This is a genomic window from Ornithinibacillus xuwenensis, assembly GCF_039614845.1.
GTDB classification, from domain to species: Bacteria; Bacillota; Bacilli; order Bacillales; family Amphibacillaceae; genus Ornithinibacillus; species Ornithinibacillus xuwenensis.
Genome location: NZ_JBDIML010000005.1, coordinates 35,284 through 54,448, shown reverse-complemented (window position 1 = coordinate 54,448; position 19,165 = coordinate 35,284). Strand labels below are relative to the sequence as shown.

The following is a 19,165-nucleotide window of genomic DNA, read 5'->3' as shown; positions in this document are numbered from 1 at the left end:
ATGGAAACTCGTTCTCAGTGGGGAACAAGAGCAGGTTTTATTTTGGCTGCAGTAGGATCCGCAGTAGGCCTTGGAAACATTTGGCGATTTCCGACAGTAGCATATGAAAACGGTGGGGGTGCTTTCCTTATCCCATACTTGTTTGCATTGTTAACAGCTGGTATTCCGTTGTTGATTTTAGAGTTTACAATCGGTCATAAGTATCGTGGATCAGCACCACTCTCTTATCGAAGAATGAATAAGAAAACAGAATTTGTTGGTTGGTGGGCTGTCATCATTGCATTTGTCATTTCAACCTACTATTCCGTTATTATTGCCTGGGCAATGTCTTATTCAGTATTTTCATTTAATTTAAATTGGGGATCGAGTACTGGTGATTTCTTAATTGGCGACTACTTGCAAAGAACAGTAGAGCCAGGTCAAATTGGAAACTTTGTTCCCGGGGTATTAATTCCATTACTATTAGTATGGATTATTGTGTTAGGTGTATTATTCAAAGGGGTTAAAAAAGGTATCGAAATTGCTAACCGAATCTTTATCCCTGCATTGGTTATTATTTTCCTTATTATCGTTATTCGTGCGATTACGTTACCTGGAGCGATTGATGGGTTAGAAGCCTTCTTTACGCCTGATTTCAGTAAGATAGGAGACCCTGAGGTTTGGGTAGCTGCATATGGACAAATTTTCTTTAGTTTATCGATTGCCTTTGCAATCATGATTACGTATTCTAGTTATTTACCTAAAAAATCTGATATTACAAATAATGCATTTATTACAGGTTTTGGTAACTCAAGTTTTGAAATCTTGGCTGGTATTGGGGTATTTGGAATCTTAGGATTTATGGCTATGCAATCTGGTCTGCCTGTCAGTGAAGTAGTCGAAAGTGGTGTAGGGTTAGCCTTTATTGTATTCCCAGAAATTATTAATCAGTTCCCTGGTATGAATGCTTTATTTGGATTCCTATTCTTTGCTTCCCTTGTATTAGCCGGCTTAACTTCATTAATGTCTATTACCGAAACATATGTAGCTGGTTTGGTAGATAAGTTTAATATTACTCGTACGAAAGCTGTATTATTCGGTGGTGGAGTTGCTGCATTAATCTCCTTGTTGTTTGCTACGCAAGGTGGATTATACTTCTTAGATGTAGCAGACTACTTTATTAACCAATTCGGTGTTGCTTTAATGGGATTAATTGAAGTTGTATTAATCGCATGGATCCTAAGAGAACTAAAAAATCTAAAAGAACATGCAAATGGTATTTCAGATATCAAGTTAGGTGCATGGTGGACAGTTTGTTTATCTGTCATTACGCCAATTGTATTAGGCTATATGATGTTTAAATTATTTAAATTAAACATATTGAGAGAATTTGTTGGAGAGAACAATACAACTGGTAACTATGAAGGCTACACAGATACATTTATCCTATGGGGTGGATGGGCAGTAGCAATTGGAGCACTAGTTGTCGGTATTATCTTGGCTCTAACGAAATGGAAGAAGCCTTCAGCGGTTGAGGAAGAAGAACTGAAAAAGGAGGCACAATAGCATGAGTTGGATTATATTCATGATTTTATCTATCGTTATTGTATGGGGAGGCCTAGCTGCGAGCATTATGCATGCAGTTAAAAAATCAAAAGAGGTAGAATAAAACAGAGAAAGACTGTCTTAGTTTATAGCTAAGGCAGTCTTTCTTTTTAATTACTTTTTGCCATTCGTTCCCATTTTCTTAAATATGGATATGGATCAAATGACCACTCGCTATACCCATTATCCTTATACATTCCATAATGTAGGTGTGGAGGGAATTTCCCTGAAGTTCCTGGTGGTCCATAGCCTGTAGAACCAACACTTCCTATTACATCACCTGGTTTAACAATTTGTCCTACTTTTACACCTTCTTCATATCCACTTAAATGTGCATAATAATGATAGATATTATAAATGTCACGGATACCAATTCTCCAGCCACCATATAAATTCCATCCTTTTAATTCAACAACTCCATATGTTGTTGACTTTACCGGTGTTCCATAATCAGCAAAAATGTCTGTACCTTCATGGATTCGATTCCCACCAAAGCCTCTACGATCTCCCCAAGTATTTCGATAACTGTAGTTGTAGTTAATAGCTACTGGGAAATCTCTATCAGTCAAATAGATGTCATTATACTTCTTAAATACTCGGGCAGTATTTTTAATGGTTTGTACAGTTAAATCTCGCTTGTAATAATTCCATAAGCCGATTTTAATATCCTCTTCGGTATGCCCAAATTCTTGCAAGTAAGATGCCATTGTTAGTAGGACATCTTCACCATCTTTAAGGTTAGCCTTATGATCTCCATTTCCATCTTTACCAATCCCATTAAATAATTCAATTGCATTCAAGGTATTGGAATCATTTCCGGCTCCAAACCATAGCGTTGGTTCGATTCGTATGGAAATAACTTGATTATCTTCAATGTCTTTATAGATTTGTCTTTCATACTGATCAACTGCTGCAATATAATACCATGGAATTTGTGTTAAGGCTTCCGTTTTTTTGTATAAAGCCATTCTCTTCTCATAAATACTATCCTCCTCTTCAGCTGCAATCTGTAGCGAGAAAAAACAGCTTGTTAAGATGATGAGGAGTATGAATGAATGAGTGCTTTTTAAATACAACATTTTCACCTCTTCCTATTAAAGGGAGTTGGACTAACAATTGTTAGTCCATAATATCCTCTTTATGTTTAATTCCTTGTGGAGATTTTTTCATTTCTGTAATAATTTGATCTAGTGTATTGTCATAGTCCTTATTATTTGCTGAAGAATTATGCAGACTTTGAATATCTTGAATCAATACATCGTTATCGGAAACATAAACATCGAAATATCCTGGCATTACACTAACCGCTGTTTTACTTGCAATGTCTGCCGCTTCCACTTCCTCTAATGCTTCATTCTTTTCATAAGCTATTAGCACTTCTTCGTCTGTTACTAACGTAGACACTCTTTCAAAGCCCTCATTTCTTAGAATCATTCGAGCAATCATATCCGCCATTTCTCTTCTATTTATCGTTGCCGAGTGATGTTCTTCATTGTCTTGATTTATTTGATCCTTAGTGTAATTTACATAACCGAGCTTGTCGTTCATGTCGTTTGCATTTTTGTTCTCACGATTTGGATCTAATTCGTCTAGCATTTGTTCTCTTTCTCCTGAAGAACTGTCGGTATGTGCACAACCTGTCAGGATCAGTCCAACCAAAATAATACTCAATAGTAGTATTCTCATCATGTCATTATTCCTCCTAATTCAATACATCAAGTAGAATTATTATTAGTTTGTTGTTTATTAAGGAATTCATGCAATGAAAAACAGGAATGGCTGATAATAGTGAAAGTGTGGTAAACTATAGTCAATGCAAGAGGGGTGAGTTTGTTGATAGAGCTATTTGGAAAAAATTACAAACTAATTGAAAACGTAAAAGAAGGTTTTCAAAAAGAAGTACTCGAAGAGCGTTATTCAGATATTTTAAAGAAGTATGATTATATTGTTGGCGATTGGGGATATGAGCAATTAAGACTTAAAGGGTTTTATCATGATCATAATTCTAAAGCAACAGAAGACTCGAAGATAAGTTCATTGGATGATTACTTGTATGAATACTGTAATTTTGGCTGTGCATATTTTGTTTTAAAGAGAGTGGAATAGATAGCAGTAGTTCATGGGAACTACTGCTATTCTTCTTGTTCCGGTCCTACATCATCTGGATGGTCATGAATTGGGTGGGACCCATCGATTTGTCTTGGTAAGTCCTCGTGAAGCTCTTTATATGGATAGACAAAAGCACTTTCTCTTCGTTGCCCTTCTTTCCATGGAGTTGATTTACTAAATACTGGATCGTGCTTATTAATACTAGAGCCAAATGACCCCTCTGGAAATTCTTCAGGTATTAAGTTATTTCGCTGATTTCTTACATTTGAAAAGTCAGAGAACTGCTTTTTATCCTTTTTTCCCATTTTCCTCATCCCTTCTTTAGCTATATTTTTGACGAATAACTGTGTTTTAGTATTCCATTTGTTGGGAGTGTATCGCTAAGTCATGAGTGGAGAGGTTTTCCTAGAATCAGAATAGAAAAGTAAACTTTTTCTTCATAAAACTGTTAATTTATTCACGTATCCAATATGATATGATAAAAATAATAGAAGTATCTGGAGGTAATACGATGTATTTTGTTGATCGAAAAAAAGTAGATGCCACTTTGCAATTTATAGAAGCTTTGTTACATGAGCAAAAATCCTTAAAGTCAGATTCTTATCAAGAAAAACTCGCATTAGAAAGACTTGTTCAACTATTAATTGAATCCATTATTGATGTTGGAAATATGATGATTGACGGGTTTATTATGAGAGATCCAGGTAGTTATGAAGACATTATTGATATATTGGTTGATGAAAAAGTAATTCCTTCTTCAGAAAGTGGAGCTTACAAGGAATTAGTCGGGCTTCGCAAAATGCTGGTAAAGGATTATTTGAATGTTAGTCATGAAAGGTTGAATGAGGTAATAAACAAGCATTACATCATTATTGAGCAATTTACAACCAATATAAGGACTTACTTGAATAATGAATTAGGTGTAGCGAATGCGTTCTCAAATGAAGCGTAGCGAAGGTGATCTAAGGTGAAAATGGCTCGAACTAAACAAAAGCTACTGACAATTTTAAAGCGAAATCATGTGATGACAATCGAAGGGATGATGGAGTTCTTTACCATTTCTGACATCGCTGTTCGAAAGCATATTCATGAGCTTGAAAACCAAGGATTAATTCGTAAAAACGCTATTAAAAAAAATATTGGGCGTCCGGCTTATGAATATGAATTAACTCAAGCAGGGAATCGAGTATTTCCTAATCACTATGAGTCATTATCAGTAGATTTATTAAAGGATTTAGAAGAATTACAAGGATTAGATGCTGTTTATTCTCTATTAGAAAGACGAATGGAAAAAGAAGTGGACTTCTTCCATTCCAATAATATACCAATAGACTTTGATGAAAAAGTTGCCAAAGTTGCAGAGCTTCAAGAAGACCGGGGATATATGGTTGAGCTTGAGCAAAAGCCTGATGGCAGTTATGAGATGAGACATTTTAATTGCCCAATTGCTAATCTGGCAAATGCTTATCAACAAGTATGTAAAAATGAACACAAGGTGTTTAATGCTGTGTTTTCGGATAGCTATGTTAACTGTGTAGCTTGTATGACGAGCGGGGATCACTATTGTAATTGGACGATTCGAAATCCAAAAGATAAATAAATTTTAAAAAAGCAGCTTAGAAGGAGTTAAGTATTTTGAAGAAGTACAATGGTTATTTAATTGATCTAGATGGTACCATGTATCGTGGAAATGAAGTTATCAAAGAAGCTCCTGCTTTTATTAAAGATCTTAAGGCTAGAGGGATACCTTATTTGTTTCTAACAAATAATTCCTCTAAAACGCAAGATCAGGTTACTGATAAACTAAACAAGCTAGGTGTTGAAGCACATCCTGAAGAAGTATTTACCAGTAGTATGGCAACTGCAAAATACCTTAAGCAGACTTCTCCAAATGCTCGTTGCTATGTTATCGGTGAGGTTGGACTAATGGAGGCTTTACATCGTGAAGGTATCCACATAACCGATCAAGAGGATTGTGATGCAGTAGTTGTTGGGATTGACCGAAATATCACGTATGAAAAATTGGCAAAGGCTTGTATTGCTGTGCGTAATGGAGCAGCTTTCTTCTCAACGAACAGTGACAATGCTTTACCAACTGAAAGAGGACTACTTCCTGGAAATGGTGCCTTTACATCCGTGATAGCAGTAAGTACTGGAAAACAACCAACCTATATCGGGAAACCTGAAGCGATAATTGTAAAAGAAGCATTGACCGTATTAGGTACAGAGGTAGATGATACCATCTTAGTTGGGGATAATTACAATACCGATATCCGTGCAGGGATACAGGCTGGTATGGATACGTTAATGGTTTTCACAGGAGTGACACCTCTAGAGCAGTTAGAAACATTACCAATTAAACCAACTTATTATATAAACAATTTGAGTGAATGGACATTATAAAAATTAAACATGCAGATCATCGATGTGATCTGCATGTAATTTAATTACTCACTATCTGCACTTGCATGGGCAAGCCTACTTGACGCCGCTGCAGCAATTGCTCCGATAATATCATCTAAAAATGTATGACATTCTCCACTAGATTTATCATTCAATTTTTTTAGAATTCCTGGTTTTTGTTTGTCAATATAACCATAGTTTGTAAAACCAATGGAACCGTATACGTTAACAATGGATAAGGCAATTACTTCATCAATTCCATACAGACTTTCATCGATAGCAATGGTTGTTTGTAAAGGCTCTTCTAACATTTTTTGCTCCGCGAGCTTATCTAATTGTATGCCAGTAAGAATTGCATTTTGTACTTCTCGTTTTTCTAAGACTCGGTCTACATTATAAAGGCAATCATCCATGCTCAACGCTTCATGATAATTGGACTGCAAATAATAAACTAGCTCTGCAATGTCTTTTAATGTAACACCTCTTTCCTCTAACAATGCTCTAGCCTTTTGTTCTAATCTAGATTGGTTTAAATTTTTATCCATAATTAATCTCGATTCTCCTTTTAATGGTTAAGATTGGCTAAATCTTTCATACATTTATAGTAATGGTATGTGGGAGGGACTTGTGATGAAAGAGTTACTTTTAACGAATTATAGTATTCATGTTAATGAACATGTGCGCGTGTGTGGAAGGGAAGGGTTCCGGGACCATGATTATTTATATTTTATCATTTCCTCTGCCAACAAGGAAACAATCCATTTAGAACAAGCGGCTCTATCTTATTATCTTGCCGAAAATGGCTTTAAACATACGGCATTACCAATACCAACAGTAGATAATAGTTGGTTTGTCGATCACGGAAATAATCGCTATATTGTCTTAAGGGTTGAAGAGCTTCAGGATAGTTCTAGAGAATCTCATGGAACATTATTAGCAAATTTTCATGAGACAACGGCAGCATATACGTATGAACCGAAAGAAATTTCAAGTTACGGTTTGTGGAAGGACTTGTGGATTAAAAAGCTTACAGCATTTGAAAATAAACTAAACCATGAGTCAACAGCTAATTCGTCGAACTACTACAGAAGATTAGTGGATGTTTTTCCATATATTATCGGGATAAGTGAAAATGCTATCCAGTATATGCAGGAAAGTGAGACTGACAAACGATATCATTATGGCGATCAGGGAGTTTTTTGTTTTCGACGTTATAAAAATCATGTCAATGAATCCGTCATATGGACCGATGACCTTGTATATGATCATCCCACTAGAGATCTCGCAGAGTATATCCGGTGGAAGTTGCTAGAGGAAGACGAGTACGCTATGAAAGAGGTTGTTTCATTCATGACCGATTATCAAGCTGTTAGACCACTTTCCATTTTTAGTTGGAGATTATTATATGCAAGGCTTATATATCCAATTCATATATTTGATTTAATGGAGGATTGCTTTAAAGGGGGAAGTGATGACCATAACACAGCTGAGCTAAACCGCCTGATAAAAAAGCAAGTCGTATATGAAAAGCGATTAGCTAATTTATACGACTTAATGCATGTTCCATACAAAAGCTATGATGTCCCTGTACTAGAATGGTTATCTAAATAAAAAAAGCAGACAACAAAACGTTGTCTGCTTCTGATATTTTATCATTAAAATACTTGTTCGATTTCCTTTACGCCTGGTACTTCAGCCATTAATGCTCGTTCAATACCAGCTTTTAACGTAATTGTAGAGCTTGGGCAGTTCCCACATGCACCCATGAGACGAAGAAGTACAATGCCATTTTCATCTACATCAATTAACTCCACATCTCCACCATCTCGAAGTAAAAATGGGCGTAATTTATTTAATACTTCCTGAACTTGTTCACGCATTATCCATCTTCTCCTTTCCTATTATCATTATAAAGCGGTTAGTTGAAAAAATCTATCTTTAATTTATTCCACCTTATTAAAAAGCTAGGTCTTACCGAGAAGTCTAATCCTTCTAATCTTATGGGTTCTTCTCCATATTACCATCTGATTTTCTTACATTGTAATCATTATTATTTTATCTTTATATCAAGATTTTGTAAAATAAAAGAAACTAGTGAATGAAAAGATAAGGGGGAAACGCATTGGACGGGAAAAAAGTTGTGATTACGGTTTATGGCTCCAATCAGATTTGTGCAAGCTGTGTAGGTGCTCCAGGTTCAAAGGATACTTATGAATGGTTACAAGCAGCAATTGCAAGAAAATACGTAGATGATGCAATTCGTTACGAATATATCGATATTAATGAAACACAACAAGTAAAGAAACATCGTGATTTTGTGGAAAGAATAGTGGATGAGGATTTATATTATCCAATTGTCTTTGTGAATGATGAAATGGTCGCAGAAGGAATTCCAAGATTAAAAACAATTTATGAAGCACTTCAGCAAAATGATATTAAACCAAAAGAAGAGTTGAAATGAGGCTTGAACATGGATATACCGTTTACAAAAATGCATGGATTAGGAAATAATTATATTTATTTGGATTTATTTAAAGTTGACCTTCCGGAAGAAATTCTTTCAGATGTTGCGCAAAAAGTATCAAATGTCAGTACCGGAGTTGGTTCGGATGGACTAATATTAATCCACCCCAGCAGCATTGCTCCAGTAGGAATGCGAATATTCAATAAGGATGGATCTGAAGGGAAAAGCTGTGGCAATGGACTTCGATGCACTGCAAAGTATGCCTATGAAAACGGGTTAGTGAATGAAAAAAAATTTCAAATTGAAACAAAGGCGGGCATTGTTGATGCTGTGGTAGAGGTGTCAAATGGAATTGTGAAGAATATAACGATAAACATGGGGCAGCCAAGATTGAAACGCTCAATCATCCCAATGGTTGGTGAAGAGCAGCAGCAAGTAGTGAATGAGACGTTTATGGTGGATGATAAGGAATTAAAGATTACAGCGGTATCCATGGGAAACCCTCATGCTGTATTTTTCGTTGATCATATTCAAGATGCTCCATTATATGAGTTAGGGGAGATAATCGAGAAGGACGCTCGCTTTCCTGATGGCGTAAATGTTGAATTTGTTGAAGTAGTGAATGAGACGGAACTCAATTTTCGAGTCTGGGAGCGTGGTTCAGGTGTGACACAGGCTTGTGGAACAGGAGCATGTGCTGCAGTAGTTGCTGCATCGTTAAATAATTTTATTCCGAAGAATAAGACGATAACCGTACATCTTCAAGGAGGAGATTTAGATATAAAGTGGGATGAAGGTGGTTATATATGGATGTCTGGCGGTGCGGATGTGATTGCTAGAGGGGAGTATCATTACAAGTCATGATTGGAAAAACTTTATATTTGAAAATAGTTACTTAAAGTTTGTATACTTAACTTAAGCTATATTTTAGGAGGGGCTAAGATGGTTATTTCGCTAACAGAGAGTGCAAGTCACCAGATTAAAGATATGATGAAAAGCGAGTCCGATAGTGTTCGTTTACGGTTTGGAGTAAAAGGCGGAGGTTGCAGCGGATTATCTTATTCACTCGGGTTTGACGATGAAGTTAATGATGAATTAGACCTCGTAGAAGAAATAAACGGTATACCCGTGACGATATTTAAACAAGATATCCCTATCATAGAAGGCACAAAAATCGATTTTAAGCAGAATATGATGGGTGGAGGATTTAGCATCGATAATCCAAATGCGATTATCTCATGTGGATGTGGCTCATCCTTCCGTGCGAAAGAACGTGAAGGTTCCCCAGAGAAATGCTAAAGAAAATGCTAGAACAGATAAATGTTCTAGCATTTTTTTGTTATTAAAAAGCAGGAAAAGGATAAAAATCCTTCATGCCGTAAATTAAAACATGCTCGTTGAATGTTTTGGCTGAACACGTGCTTTTGGATCAATATACTGTTTCGCATTATTAATTGCAGTTGGACCTTCACCAAATCCTGTTGCAATTAATTTAACTTTACCTGGATAAGTACAAATATCGCCAGCTGCATATATACCAGGGAAATTCGTTTCCATTTTTGTATTCACAACAATACTATTTTTTTCGATTTCTAGACCCCAGTCCTTAATAGGACCAAGAGTAGATATAAAACCATAGTTGCAGATAACCTCATCAACTTCTAGTTCGACTTTTTTCTCGCCTTTTACTTCTTCTAATAAAACTTTATCGATTTTATTAGAAGTTACGATATCGCTAGGAGTATACGGAGTTAGTACCTCTACCTTTGATTTCATCAATTGTTCCACACTATGTTCATGCGCTCTGAACTCATTACGGCGATGAACTAAAGAGACCTTTTCCGCGATTGGTTCTAACATTAATGCCCAGTCAACTGCTGAATCTCCTCCACCAAGAATCGCTACACGTTTATCTTTAAAACGATTCATATCTTTTATGTAATAATGAAGATTTTTGCCTTCAAAGTCTTCAGAGTTACGAATTTTGAGGCGACGAGGTTGGAAAGCACCATTCCCAGCTGTAATAATCATGGTTTTCGTGTGATGAACCTCACCAGTGTTAGAAGTAAGCTTTAAGGACTCATCTTCTAGTTTCTCAATTTTTTCAATAGATTGTCCAAGTACAATTGTGGGGTCGAATAAACTAGCTTGCTTTTCTAAATTGTCAACCAGGTCCTGTGCACGTACCTTTGGAAAACCTGCGATATCATATATATACTTCTCTGGATAAAGGGCTGATAATTGCCCACCAGTATGTGGTAAACTTTCAATTATTTTAACACTTGCTTGGCGCATTCCACCATAAAATGCAGTAAATAAACCAACAGGGCCAGCGCCTATTATCGTAACGTCAAACAATTTATCTGACATCTATATAGCCTCCTTTTTAACTCCAATATAAACAAAATAACACTAACATCGTACCATAAATATGAATTACTTGTAATGGATTGAACCTTTTATTGGTAACTCTTTCAAAAATAAATATTAAGGGTTGAAAAATATAGGTAAAAGGTCTATCATATAGGTTGGATAATATATTACGAATATGTGACAGTTGAAATTTTGGTTTTATTTATTTTTTTGTGTTAATACGTGAAATTTGTCACATACAAACAAAGTAATAGATAACAATAAAAAATGGATGTGATTATGAATGAAGAAGCCTAATATTGTTGTTTTAGGTGCCGGCTACGGTGGAATTATGACTACTGTAAAGTTACAGAAGTCACTAGGAAGAAATGAAGCAAATATTACATTAGTGAACAAGAATGACTATCACTACCAAACAACATGGTTACACGAGGTTTCTGCTGGAACCGTTCATCAAGATCAAGCTAGAATTGCAATTAAAGATGTTGTTAATCAACATAAAGTAAATTTTGTACAAGATACTGTTGTAGAAATTAAGCCAGAAGAAAACAAGGTAAAACTTGAAAATGGTGAACTAGATTACGACTATCTTGTTATTGGCTTAGGCTTTGAACCAGCAACTTTTGGAATTCCAGGACTTGAAGAAAATGCATTCATGATTAATGATATTAATAGTTCTCGTCTAATAAGAGAGCACCTAGACTATAACTTTGCGCAATATCATAACGAAAAAGAAAAGAATCCTGCACGTTTAAATATTGTTGTCGGTGGTGGCGGATTCACTGGAATTGAGTATGTTGGTGAATTAGCAAATCGTGTTCCTGAATTATGTAAAGAATATGACATTGATAAATCACAAGTTCGCATTATTAATCTTGAAGGTGCACCAACTGTATTACCTGGATTTGATCCGGAATTAGTTGAATATGCAATGAATTCACTAGAAGCTCGTGGAGTGGAATTTATTACTGGTGCAATACTAAAAGAAAGTAAGCCTGAAAGTGTTGTATATGAGAAAGATGGTAAGCTTGTTGAAATTCCAACGCTAACGACTGTTTGGGCGGCAGGAGTTAAAGCAAATTCAATAGTAGAAAAATCTGGATTTGAAAATAATCGCGGAAAAGTTCAAGTGCGTGACGACATGCGTGCTCCAGAATATGATAATGTATTTGTAATTGGAGATTGTGCATTAATCATGAACGAAGAGAGTGGACGACCTTTCCCACCAACTGCACAAATTGCTATTCAGCAATCTGCTACAGTGGCACATAATGTTGCTGCACTAGCGAAAGGACATAGCGAACTAGAAAGCTTCGAATATAAACCACTTGGTACACTAGCATCACTTGGTCATAATGATGGTATGGGTGTTGTATTTGGTAACAAAAAGCTATTCGGATGGAAAGCTACTTTCATGAAGAAAATGAGTGATAATCGTTACCTTCTAAAATTAGGCGGTATTGGTTTAGTTCTTAAAAAAGGAAAATTTAATTTCTTTTATTAAGCACAACTACTAGCTCGTAAGAATCAATTAAGCAAAGACGGTTCATTCGTCTTTGCTTTTTTATTGAATTCCTTATAAAATTGGTTTTGTACGAAAGCTAATTGTACTAGAAAAGGAGAAAATATAAATTGATACAATTAATTGTTTCCGTTGTGTTATTTTTTGTGATATTCTTTGGAATTGCTTTTATCCTAAATATGCTATTGAGAAGAACTTGGTTAATGGCATTTATCTATCCGTTTATCGTTTTGTTTATTGTTGATAAAATTTCTATAGGAGAGTATTTTAGTTCACCTAAAAAGGCATTCTCAACTGGTTTTTCAGAATTAATGTCTATTACGGGAGTGGATGTTGTTATTTTATCCGCTGGCCTAATAGGTACAATAGCCTCCGGTTTTGTCATTAAATTCTTACGAAAAAATGGCTACCAAATGTTTTAATAGTATTCTATGTGATTTTGAGCTTTCTATTCAACATGAATAAAATCTTACTAGATTGGAAATGATGACATCCAGAGAGGTGTTATTTTTGAAAATCAGTAAAATTTTACGAAGAGTAGGTATGATAGGTCTGTTTCTGTTAGCGTTTTGGACAACATTGTCCAGTATTTCAAATGTAACGTACGCAGATATTGCTGTCTTGATGAAGCACGACCATGCTGTTTCGTCAACTATTTATCATGCCCAGCATGCTGAACATAGAAAGATAGCTTTACAGGAAAAAAACTTATTGCGAGTTAGCGAACAACCGCGGTATATTTCAAGTGAGCAAATCGAAGCTCCAGCAACCTTAGAAGAGGCAATTAATATTGAAAAATATCCGAAAGCCTCTGTTGTCGCTACTGGATATACAGCTGGTATAGAATCAACAGGTAAAACACCCGATCACCCACAATATGGTATTACGTATTCTGGTGTACAAGTGAAAAGAGATTTGTACTCTACTATTGCAGCTGATTTAGATGTATTCCCTATTGGCACAATTATGTGGATACCTGACTATGGTTTTGGCGTTGTTGCAGATAAAGGCGGTGCCATTAATGGTAATAAAATTGACTTATATTTTGATTCTGTTGAAGATGTTTATTCTGAGTGGGGAAAGCGGGAAGTTGAAGTTTACATTATACAGCATGGTAGTGGAGTGCTCTCAGAAGAAGTATTACAGCAATTAAATGAGACAGAGGCTCTGCAAGTATTTCGCGAACAAATTAATAAAAGCTAACGAAAACGCAACTTCAGTTTTGAAGTTGCGTTATTAATAGAAGTTAAAGAGAAATGATGCTACAACAATGCCAGAAATTGCTCCAAAGAATACTTCAATTGGTTCGTGGCCTAATAATTCCTTTAAATCTTCTTTTTTTTGATATTCTCCCTTTTTTTCCCAATTCTTTGCACCATCAATCAGTATTTGGAAATCCTTTACTAACCGATTCAATACGGTCGCATGCTCTCCAGCATGTCTTCTTACTCCTGAAGCATCAAACATCGTAATAATACTAAACACAGCTGCAAGAGCAAATAATGTGGAGCTAAATCCCTCTACTAATCCTACTGATGTCGATAATGCCGTGACTGCGGCCGAGTGACTACTAGGCATTCCGCCTGTACTAAATGCGAGGCCAGGAATAAATTCCCTTGTTGCAATAAAGCGAATTGGAATTTTAATCACTTGAGCAAAAACGATTGCCGTCAAAGCTGCAGTAAGCGGATAATTAGAAAATAGTTGCATCCGGACATTCCCTTCAGTTATGAAAGTTCTAGATAGTAATGCGAATCATTCTATTTTCTTGCTATTTTAACATAACAAAAGGGTTCAACAAAGAATTTGCTAAATATCAAATAAAAAAGGAGGCAATATTTCTACCTCCTTTGGATCAAGATACTTTTACAGCTTTCCATTTCATTGGGATACGATTTGCAACTCTTACAGTAAACACCGCCGCTAAGCAGGATAGAGCGATATCCTTAATTAAGAATGGTATCATACCAATCCATGCCGTTGAATAGCTGATTGATAGGTCTAACCAAGTATTCATCGAAAGATATATGAAGGATACACCAATTAAGTAATTCATTGCAAGTCCCAGTAACGATGCGAGTACATATCGAGTAATGGAAGGAGATGTAGATTTTTCTACTACAAGGCCAGTCATGAACGCAACAACGATAAAGGAAATAATAAATCCACCGGTTGGTGTAATCAGCTGCATTGGGCCAGCACTCATTCCTGCAAATACTGGAACACCGGCTACCCCTACTAATACATATGTAATCATAGCAAGACTTCCTAAGCGTTTACCGAGCATCAGTCCCGCTAGAATAGCAAAAAAAGTTTGTAAGGACAAAGGGACAGATGTCCCGCCAATTGGTACTGCAAGAATTGGAAACCATACAGCTATGTTAGCGCCAATCGCCATCAGACATACAAATAACGCTCCGACTGTTATTTCCATCGAACGAATATTTTTCATTTGTTTTGCTCCTCTCTGAATAATCTAAGCATAATAATATTTCCCCCTATTGTCAACCAATAAAATAATAGGTTGACAATAGAGGGTTAAAAAAACAGTCCTCCCTATATGGAAGACTGTTAATCCTTGTAAAACTAGTATGGGTGTATAATGATTATTTAATAGCTGCCTCTAGAGCTATTTCCATCATTTCGTTAAACGTTGTTTGTCTTTCCTCTGCACTTGTTTCTTCACCAGTTATAATATGGTCTGAGACAGTTAACACAGAAAGGGCTTGACGGTCATATTTTGCTGCTAGTGTATATAAAGCTGTTGTTTCCATTTCAATTGCTAAGACTTTATATCTCGCTAGTAATTCATTAATCTCTGCTGCATTCTCACGATAAAAGGTGTCACTCGTGAAAACATTCCCCACACGAAGATTCATTCCTTTAGCAACTCCTACATCATATGCTGCTTTCAATAAATCAAAATCAGCAAGAGGAGCATAATCAATCCCCTTAAATACCATGCGATTAACTTGTGAGTCTGTTGTAGCACCTTGTGCTAGTATAACATCACGTACTTTAACATCCTTTTGAATTGCTCCACAAGTTCCGACACGAATTAATTTTTGAACATCATAGCTTTGGATTAATTCGTTTACATAGATTGAAATGGAAGGGACTCCCATACCAGTTCCTTGAACAGAAACTCGTTCTCCTTTATATGTACCTGTGAATCCATACATACCTCTTACTTCATTGTATTGCGATACATCCTCAAGAAATGTTTCTGCAATGTATTTTGCTCTTAGTGGATCACCGGGTAATAATATTTTATCAGCAATTTCACCATTTTTAGCTCCTATGTGTACACTCATGTTCTATTCCTCCTAAAAACGCTTACTTAAAATAAAGTTATCATAACCATTTCATAAAGACAAACAATTATATTCTTTTTAGTTTCATTCAGGAACGAAATTGTATATAATACAAGTAAGTTCAATTATTCACGAAAGAATACTTGAATAATTGGGGAAAAAGTACATAAAATTTGTACATGCGAATCTTACGTTGGAAGGATGAAGAATAATGAAAGAACAAACATTTACAATTACAGCAGAAACAGGTGTGCATGCTCGCCCTGCGACACTATTAGTTAATAAAGCGGGACAATATCAGTCAGAGGTTGAAATGACTTACAATGAGAAAACCGTTAATCTAAAATCAATCATGGGTGTTATGTCACTTGGTATTCCAAAGGGTGCTGAAATCAAAATTACTGCAAATGGTAGTGATGAAGAAGAAGCAATTCAAGGAATTGCAGAAGTAATTAAAGAAAATTTAGGTGAATAAGTAAAGGCCAGAGCCCATGCTCTGGCTTTTTTCTTAGAAGTAATTTAGTAGTAATCGATGTCATGACTTTACGAGTAATGTCGGCCGATATAATAGCTTTCCTCCACGGTTTTTAATGCTTTTAAGGCTTCTTGATTATATGCATTTTCTTTTAAGGATAATTGTTCTCTTGATTTTTCTACTGCAGTTTTTAAAGACTGTCCATAATCAGGTAATGTATCCGTATATTTCGTTATGACGTCCTTTAAAATAGTTACCTTCTCGTACTGGGCAAGTGCTTTTCGTTCGTGAAAGAGGACCCCTTCAACCTGTTTAGGGTGGTGAAGATCACCTTGTAATGGGTGCTTTATTACTGCTAACACTTTGACAAGATATTTATCATTTCGGTCTTCAATAAGCTCACCAATATAAATCCCGGACTTGTATGGTACTTGTACATAATCTCCTATCGCAAAATTAAGCATACGTCATCCTCCTTTTCTTCATTGTGCCAAATTTTTAACAAAATATCGAACAATTATGTTCATGCATGTTGCACTTCATTAATATTTGTTATACTAATGGTGAAGAAGGACGTGATGTAAACATGATGCCATTTTTATATTTTCCTGAGGATAAATCAGAGTATATACCTGCTGTCATAACTCTGGCAATATTTGCTATTGGAGCGGTTGTAGCTATGTACTTGCTTTATAAGCATTCCAAAAAACAAGAAAAGAAATTCAATCAACAATATGAAGAAAATCTTGGTAAGCAAGATAATAATGAGACGTTATAATGCTAGAAAGTACCTTGTCTAATTAGGCAGGTGCTTTTTTTATACGCTGCTTACGAATCTCGACTGAACCTTTACAATTTTGAGTTCAAATGTTTATGCTAATAAATTTTGCAAATACTAAGCGACAAGGACCGAAAAAAGGGGCAGTGAATATGCGATTAGTACTTGTATTCCTATTATCTATCGTATTTTTGGTTTCATGTCAGAGTAAAGCAGAGACATCGAAATCAGTAGACATGTATAATGCTTCAGGAGATATGGTTGGAACAGCACAGCTATTAGAGCAGCCTGATGGGGTCCAGATTAAGCTTAAGCTAGAAGGGTTAACCCCAGGTTTTCATGGTATTCATGTCCATGAGTATGCAAAGTGTGAAGGGCCAGACTTTAAAAGTGCTGGAAATCACTTGGATCCAGAAGGTAAAGAGCATGGTCTCATGCATCCGAAGGGCTCTCATTTAGGAGATTTGCCCAATATCGAAGCAGATGGAGGAGGATTAGTTGATGCAGAGCTAATGCTTCCACGTGCAACATTAAAGGAAGGTAAAATGTCTCTGTTAAGAGGAGAAGGTACTTCCTTAATTGTTACTGATTCACAGGATGATGGCGTATCGCAACCGAGTGGTAATTCAGGTTCGAGAATTATTTGTGGCAAAATTAATTCAGGAGATAAAGAAGCTTCAACAGAATCTCCAACCGACCCAACCGAATTTAATGAAAAACAAGAAGAGTAATAAAAAAGTAGCGCGTGCATATCACAATGCCGCGCTACTAAGTTTATTACTGATTATTTATAGCATCAATTATTCGTTTAACGCCTTCTTCTAATGTTTCTCTTGGGCAACCAATATTCATTCTCATGTATTGATCGCCATCATCACCATAGTCAACCCCGTTATTTAGTCCAACACGAGCTTTTTCAACAAAGAATTTCTTTAATGCTTTTGAATCCATGTTAAGGGATTGACAGTCTATCCATAGTAAGTAAGTACCCTCTGAACGGATGACCCGTAAATCTGTATGGGATTCCAGTTCTTGGATAACATAATTTCGATGATCCTCTAATAGGATACGTAGTTCATCTAACCAAGCTTCACCATATTGGTAGGCAGCTTCAAGTGCCATGTTCCCCATTATATTTAGTCCATGGAAGCCTTGGATGGAAAATTGTTTCTCAAGCATTCTTCGGTATTCTTTGTTTGCTGTAATGGCATAGGATGCTTGAAGACCTGCTAGGTTAAAAGTTTTAGATGGAGCCATGCAGGTAATTGTACAGTTAGCAATTTCTTCCGATAAGGAAGCAATAGGTATATGATTATGATTTGGAAAGGTTAGATCACAATGAATTTCATCTGACAGAATAAGAACATTGTATTTTAGACATAATCTTGCAATCTCTTCTAGTTCTTCTTTGTTCCAAACCTTTCCAACAGGATTGTGCGGGTTGCATAAAATGAATGCTTTTACTCCTTGTTGAAACTTACTTTCTAAATCATTAAAGTCAATAACATACGTATTATCTTTCCGTACTAATGGATTTTTTATAATATTACGGTCATGAGCTTCAATAACCTGATAAAACGGGGTATAAACAGGTGTTTGGATTAATATAGAGTCTTTCGGTTCAGTTAGTGCTTGGATTGCCATATGTAAGGTTGTTACAACCCCTGGACTAAATGAAAGCCATTGTGGTTTAATAGTCCAACTATGTCTTTTGGACACCCAATGAACGATTGCATTTTTGACATCATCGTCAACAACGGTGTAACCATAAATACCGTGCTGAGCTCTTGAAGTAATGGCATTATTGACAGCCTCAGGTGCCTTGAAATCCATGTCTGCAACCCACATTGGTAGGACATCCTCCGATTGGAAAACTGCATCTAGCATATCCCATTTGACAGAACGTGTATTTTTCCGGTCATAAACTTTCTCAAATATTCCCATTATAATAACCTCCCATAATTCCATTACAGTCATTATAACGAACTAGTCTAAAAAAGAACAAAAAAAAGCAAAGCGTTTAAACTACGCCTTGCCTACAGGGGGAATACGAGAAAGTCTTACAATACTAGTTATACCCTGTTACAATAATATTAAACATTCTTTTTAAATTTTTTTTGGCTACTGAAACATTTTTACTTCC

At 36.0% G+C, this 19,165-nt stretch carries 27 protein-coding genes; 16 read left to right on the top strand and 11 right to left on the bottom strand.

The genetic code is table 11. The features are described from left to right. Together ABC228_RS14380 and ABC228_RS14375 are read left to right on the top strand one after the other, a co-directional pair. Positions 1-1,545 (top strand): sodium-dependent transporter, encoded by a 1,545-nt coding sequence (locus ABC228_RS14380; RefSeq protein ID WP_345825851.1) that lies wholly within the window; start codon positions 1-3, stop codon positions 1,543-1,545. A 1-nt stretch (position 1,546) separates the two neighbouring features. Further along, complete coding sequence (locus tag ABC228_RS14375; RefSeq protein WP_345825850.1) at positions 1,547-1,648, top strand: methionine/alanine import family NSS transporter small subunit; 102 nt, start codon at positions 1,547-1,549, stop codon at positions 1,646-1,648. Between the two features lie 46 nt (positions 1,649-1,694). Here the strand turns inward: ABC228_RS14375 and ABC228_RS14370 are convergent, their stop codons facing one another. Both ABC228_RS14370 and ABC228_RS14365 read right to left on the bottom strand, forming a co-directional pair. Further along, entirely contained in the window at positions 1,695-2,663 is a 969-nt protein-coding gene (locus ABC228_RS14370) for a M23 family metallopeptidase (protein ID WP_345825849.1), read from the bottom strand. Positions 2,664-2,703: 40 nt separating this feature from the next. Further along, entirely contained in the window at positions 2,704-3,273 is a 570-nt protein-coding gene (locus ABC228_RS14365) for a YhcN/YlaJ family sporulation lipoprotein (protein WP_345825848.1), read from the bottom strand. A gap of 144 nt (positions 3,274-3,417) precedes the next feature. Here ABC228_RS14365 and ABC228_RS14360 point away from each other — a divergent pair, with 144 nt between their 5' ends. Next, entirely contained in the window at positions 3,418-3,690 is a 273-nt protein-coding gene (locus ABC228_RS14360; RefSeq protein ID WP_345825847.1) for a YutD family protein, read from the top strand. Between the two features lie 26 nt (positions 3,691-3,716). Here ABC228_RS14360 and ABC228_RS14355 read toward each other — a convergent pair whose 3' ends face one another. Further along, positions 3,717-3,998: a hypothetical protein gene (locus ABC228_RS14355; RefSeq protein WP_345825846.1), complete on the bottom strand. Its 282-nt coding sequence runs from the start codon at positions 3,996-3,998 to the stop codon at positions 3,717-3,719. A 206-nt stretch (positions 3,999-4,204) separates the two neighbouring features. Between ABC228_RS14355 and hepT the strand changes: the two genes are divergently transcribed. Genes hepT through ABC228_RS14340 form a run of 3 tightly spaced genes read left to right on the top strand, consistent with a single transcriptional unit; the run spans position 4,205 to position 6,096 of the window. Beyond that, positions 4,205-4,645, top strand: coding sequence for a type VII toxin-antitoxin system HepT family RNase toxin (gene hepT / locus ABC228_RS14350; protein WP_345825845.1), 441 nt, complete (start codon positions 4,205-4,207; stop codon positions 4,643-4,645). 21 nt (positions 4,646-4,666) lie between these two features. After that, entirely contained in the window at positions 4,667-5,293 is a 627-nt protein-coding gene (locus ABC228_RS14345; RefSeq protein WP_345825844.1) for a helix-turn-helix transcriptional regulator, read from the top strand. Positions 5,294-5,328: 35 nt separating this feature from the next. After that, positions 5,329-6,096: a TIGR01457 family HAD-type hydrolase gene (locus ABC228_RS14340; RefSeq protein WP_345825843.1), complete on the top strand. Its 768-nt coding sequence runs from the start codon at positions 5,329-5,331 to the stop codon at positions 6,094-6,096. 44 nt (positions 6,097-6,140) lie between these two features. Here ABC228_RS14340 and ABC228_RS14335 read toward each other — a convergent pair whose 3' ends face one another. Beyond that, a complete protein-coding gene (locus tag ABC228_RS14335) occupies positions 6,141-6,641 on the bottom strand; it encodes a phosphatidylglycerophosphatase A family protein (protein WP_345825842.1) in 501 nt (166 codons plus the stop codon). Positions 6,642-6,726: 85 nt separating this feature from the next. Between ABC228_RS14335 and ABC228_RS14330 the strand changes: the two genes are divergently transcribed. Next, positions 6,727-7,707: a protein kinase family protein gene (locus ABC228_RS14330; protein ID WP_345825841.1), complete on the top strand. Its 981-nt coding sequence runs from the start codon at positions 6,727-6,729 to the stop codon at positions 7,705-7,707. A gap of 44 nt (positions 7,708-7,751) precedes the next feature. Here the strand turns inward: ABC228_RS14330 and ABC228_RS14325 are convergent, their stop codons facing one another. Beyond that, entirely contained in the window at positions 7,752-7,976 is a 225-nt protein-coding gene (locus ABC228_RS14325; protein WP_212922088.1) for a NifU family protein, read from the bottom strand. A gap of 242 nt (positions 7,977-8,218) precedes the next feature. Here ABC228_RS14325 and ABC228_RS14320 point away from each other — a divergent pair, with 242 nt between their 5' ends. The 3 genes from ABC228_RS14320 (at position 8,219) to ABC228_RS14310 (ending at position 9,859) form a co-directional block, all read left to right on the top strand. Beyond that, positions 8,219-8,557, top strand: coding sequence for a YuzD family protein (locus tag ABC228_RS14320; RefSeq protein ID WP_345825840.1), 339 nt, complete (start codon positions 8,219-8,221; stop codon positions 8,555-8,557). Between the two features lie 9 nt (positions 8,558-8,566). Beyond that, positions 8,567-9,424 carry a diaminopimelate epimerase gene (gene dapF / locus ABC228_RS14315; RefSeq protein WP_345825839.1) on the top strand — a complete coding sequence of 286 codons (858 nt, stop codon included), beginning with the start codon at positions 8,567-8,569 and terminating at the stop codon, positions 9,422-9,424. A 78-nt stretch (positions 9,425-9,502) separates the two neighbouring features. Then, a complete protein-coding gene (locus tag ABC228_RS14310; protein WP_345825838.1) occupies positions 9,503-9,859 on the top strand; it encodes a HesB/IscA family protein in 357 nt (118 codons plus the stop codon). An 84-nt stretch (positions 9,860-9,943) separates the two neighbouring features. Here the strand turns inward: ABC228_RS14310 and ABC228_RS14305 are convergent, their stop codons facing one another. Beyond that, on the bottom strand, positions 9,944-10,930 hold the full coding sequence (locus ABC228_RS14305) for an NAD(P)/FAD-dependent oxidoreductase (protein ID WP_345825837.1): 987 nt from the start codon (positions 10,928-10,930) through the stop codon (positions 9,944-9,946). A gap of 286 nt (positions 10,931-11,216) precedes the next feature. Here ABC228_RS14305 and ABC228_RS14300 point away from each other — a divergent pair, with 286 nt between their 5' ends. From ABC228_RS14300 to ABC228_RS14290, 3 genes are all read left to right on the top strand, one after another. After that, positions 11,217-12,437 carry an NAD(P)/FAD-dependent oxidoreductase gene (locus ABC228_RS14300; protein WP_345825836.1) on the top strand — a complete coding sequence of 407 codons (1,221 nt, stop codon included), beginning with the start codon at positions 11,217-11,219 and terminating at the stop codon, positions 12,435-12,437. 128 nt (positions 12,438-12,565) lie between these two features. Continuing rightward, a complete protein-coding gene (locus ABC228_RS14295; protein ID WP_345825835.1) occupies positions 12,566-12,877 on the top strand; it encodes a YuiB family protein in 312 nt (103 codons plus the stop codon). Positions 12,878-12,965: 88 nt separating this feature from the next. Beyond that, positions 12,966-13,658 (top strand): 3D domain-containing protein, encoded by a 693-nt coding sequence (locus ABC228_RS14290; protein WP_345825834.1) that lies wholly within the window; start codon positions 12,966-12,968, stop codon positions 13,656-13,658. 33 nt (positions 13,659-13,691) lie between these two features. On the opposite strand, the gene ABC228_RS14285 is transcribed toward ABC228_RS14290, so the two are convergent. The 3 genes from ABC228_RS14285 to deoD form a co-directional block, all read right to left on the bottom strand. Further along, positions 13,692-14,165: a divergent PAP2 family protein gene (locus tag ABC228_RS14285; RefSeq protein WP_345825833.1), complete on the bottom strand. Its 474-nt coding sequence runs from the start codon at positions 14,163-14,165 to the stop codon at positions 13,692-13,694. A 145-nt stretch (positions 14,166-14,310) separates the two neighbouring features. After that, positions 14,311-14,907, bottom strand: a complete 597-nt coding sequence (locus ABC228_RS14280) for a biotin transporter BioY (RefSeq protein WP_345825832.1) — start codon at positions 14,905-14,907, stop codon at positions 14,311-14,313. A gap of 154 nt (positions 14,908-15,061) precedes the next feature. After that, positions 15,062-15,769: a purine-nucleoside phosphorylase gene (deoD, locus tag ABC228_RS14275; RefSeq protein ID WP_345825831.1), complete on the bottom strand. Its 708-nt coding sequence runs from the start codon at positions 15,767-15,769 to the stop codon at positions 15,062-15,064. 211 nt (positions 15,770-15,980) lie between these two features. Between deoD and ABC228_RS14270 the strand changes: the two genes are divergently transcribed. Next, entirely contained in the window at positions 15,981-16,244 is a 264-nt protein-coding gene (locus ABC228_RS14270) for a phosphocarrier protein HPr (protein ID WP_345825830.1), read from the top strand. Positions 16,245-16,312: 68 nt separating this feature from the next. Here ABC228_RS14270 and kapB read toward each other — a convergent pair whose 3' ends face one another. Next, the gene (kapB, locus tag ABC228_RS14265) at positions 16,313-16,708 is read right to left on the bottom strand and encodes a kinase-associated lipoprotein KapB (protein WP_345825829.1); all 396 of its coding nucleotides are present in this window, start codon (positions 16,706-16,708) and stop codon (positions 16,313-16,315) included. A 122-nt stretch (positions 16,709-16,830) separates the two neighbouring features. Between kapB and ABC228_RS14260 the strand changes: the two genes are divergently transcribed. Both ABC228_RS14260 and ABC228_RS14255 read left to right on the top strand, forming a co-directional pair. Further along, positions 16,831-17,022 (top strand): hypothetical protein, encoded by a 192-nt coding sequence (locus tag ABC228_RS14260; protein WP_345825828.1) that lies wholly within the window; start codon positions 16,831-16,833, stop codon positions 17,020-17,022. Between the two features lie 152 nt (positions 17,023-17,174). After that, on the top strand, positions 17,175-17,753 hold the full coding sequence (locus tag ABC228_RS14255; protein WP_345825827.1) for a superoxide dismutase family protein: 579 nt from the start codon (positions 17,175-17,177) through the stop codon (positions 17,751-17,753). Positions 17,754-17,799: 46 nt separating this feature from the next. Here the strand turns inward: ABC228_RS14255 and ABC228_RS14250 are convergent, their stop codons facing one another. After that, positions 17,800-18,966 carry a MalY/PatB family protein gene (locus tag ABC228_RS14250; RefSeq protein ID WP_345825826.1) on the bottom strand — a complete coding sequence of 389 codons (1,167 nt, stop codon included), beginning with the start codon at positions 18,964-18,966 and terminating at the stop codon, positions 17,800-17,802. Between the last annotated feature and the right edge of the window lie 199 nt (positions 18,967-19,165).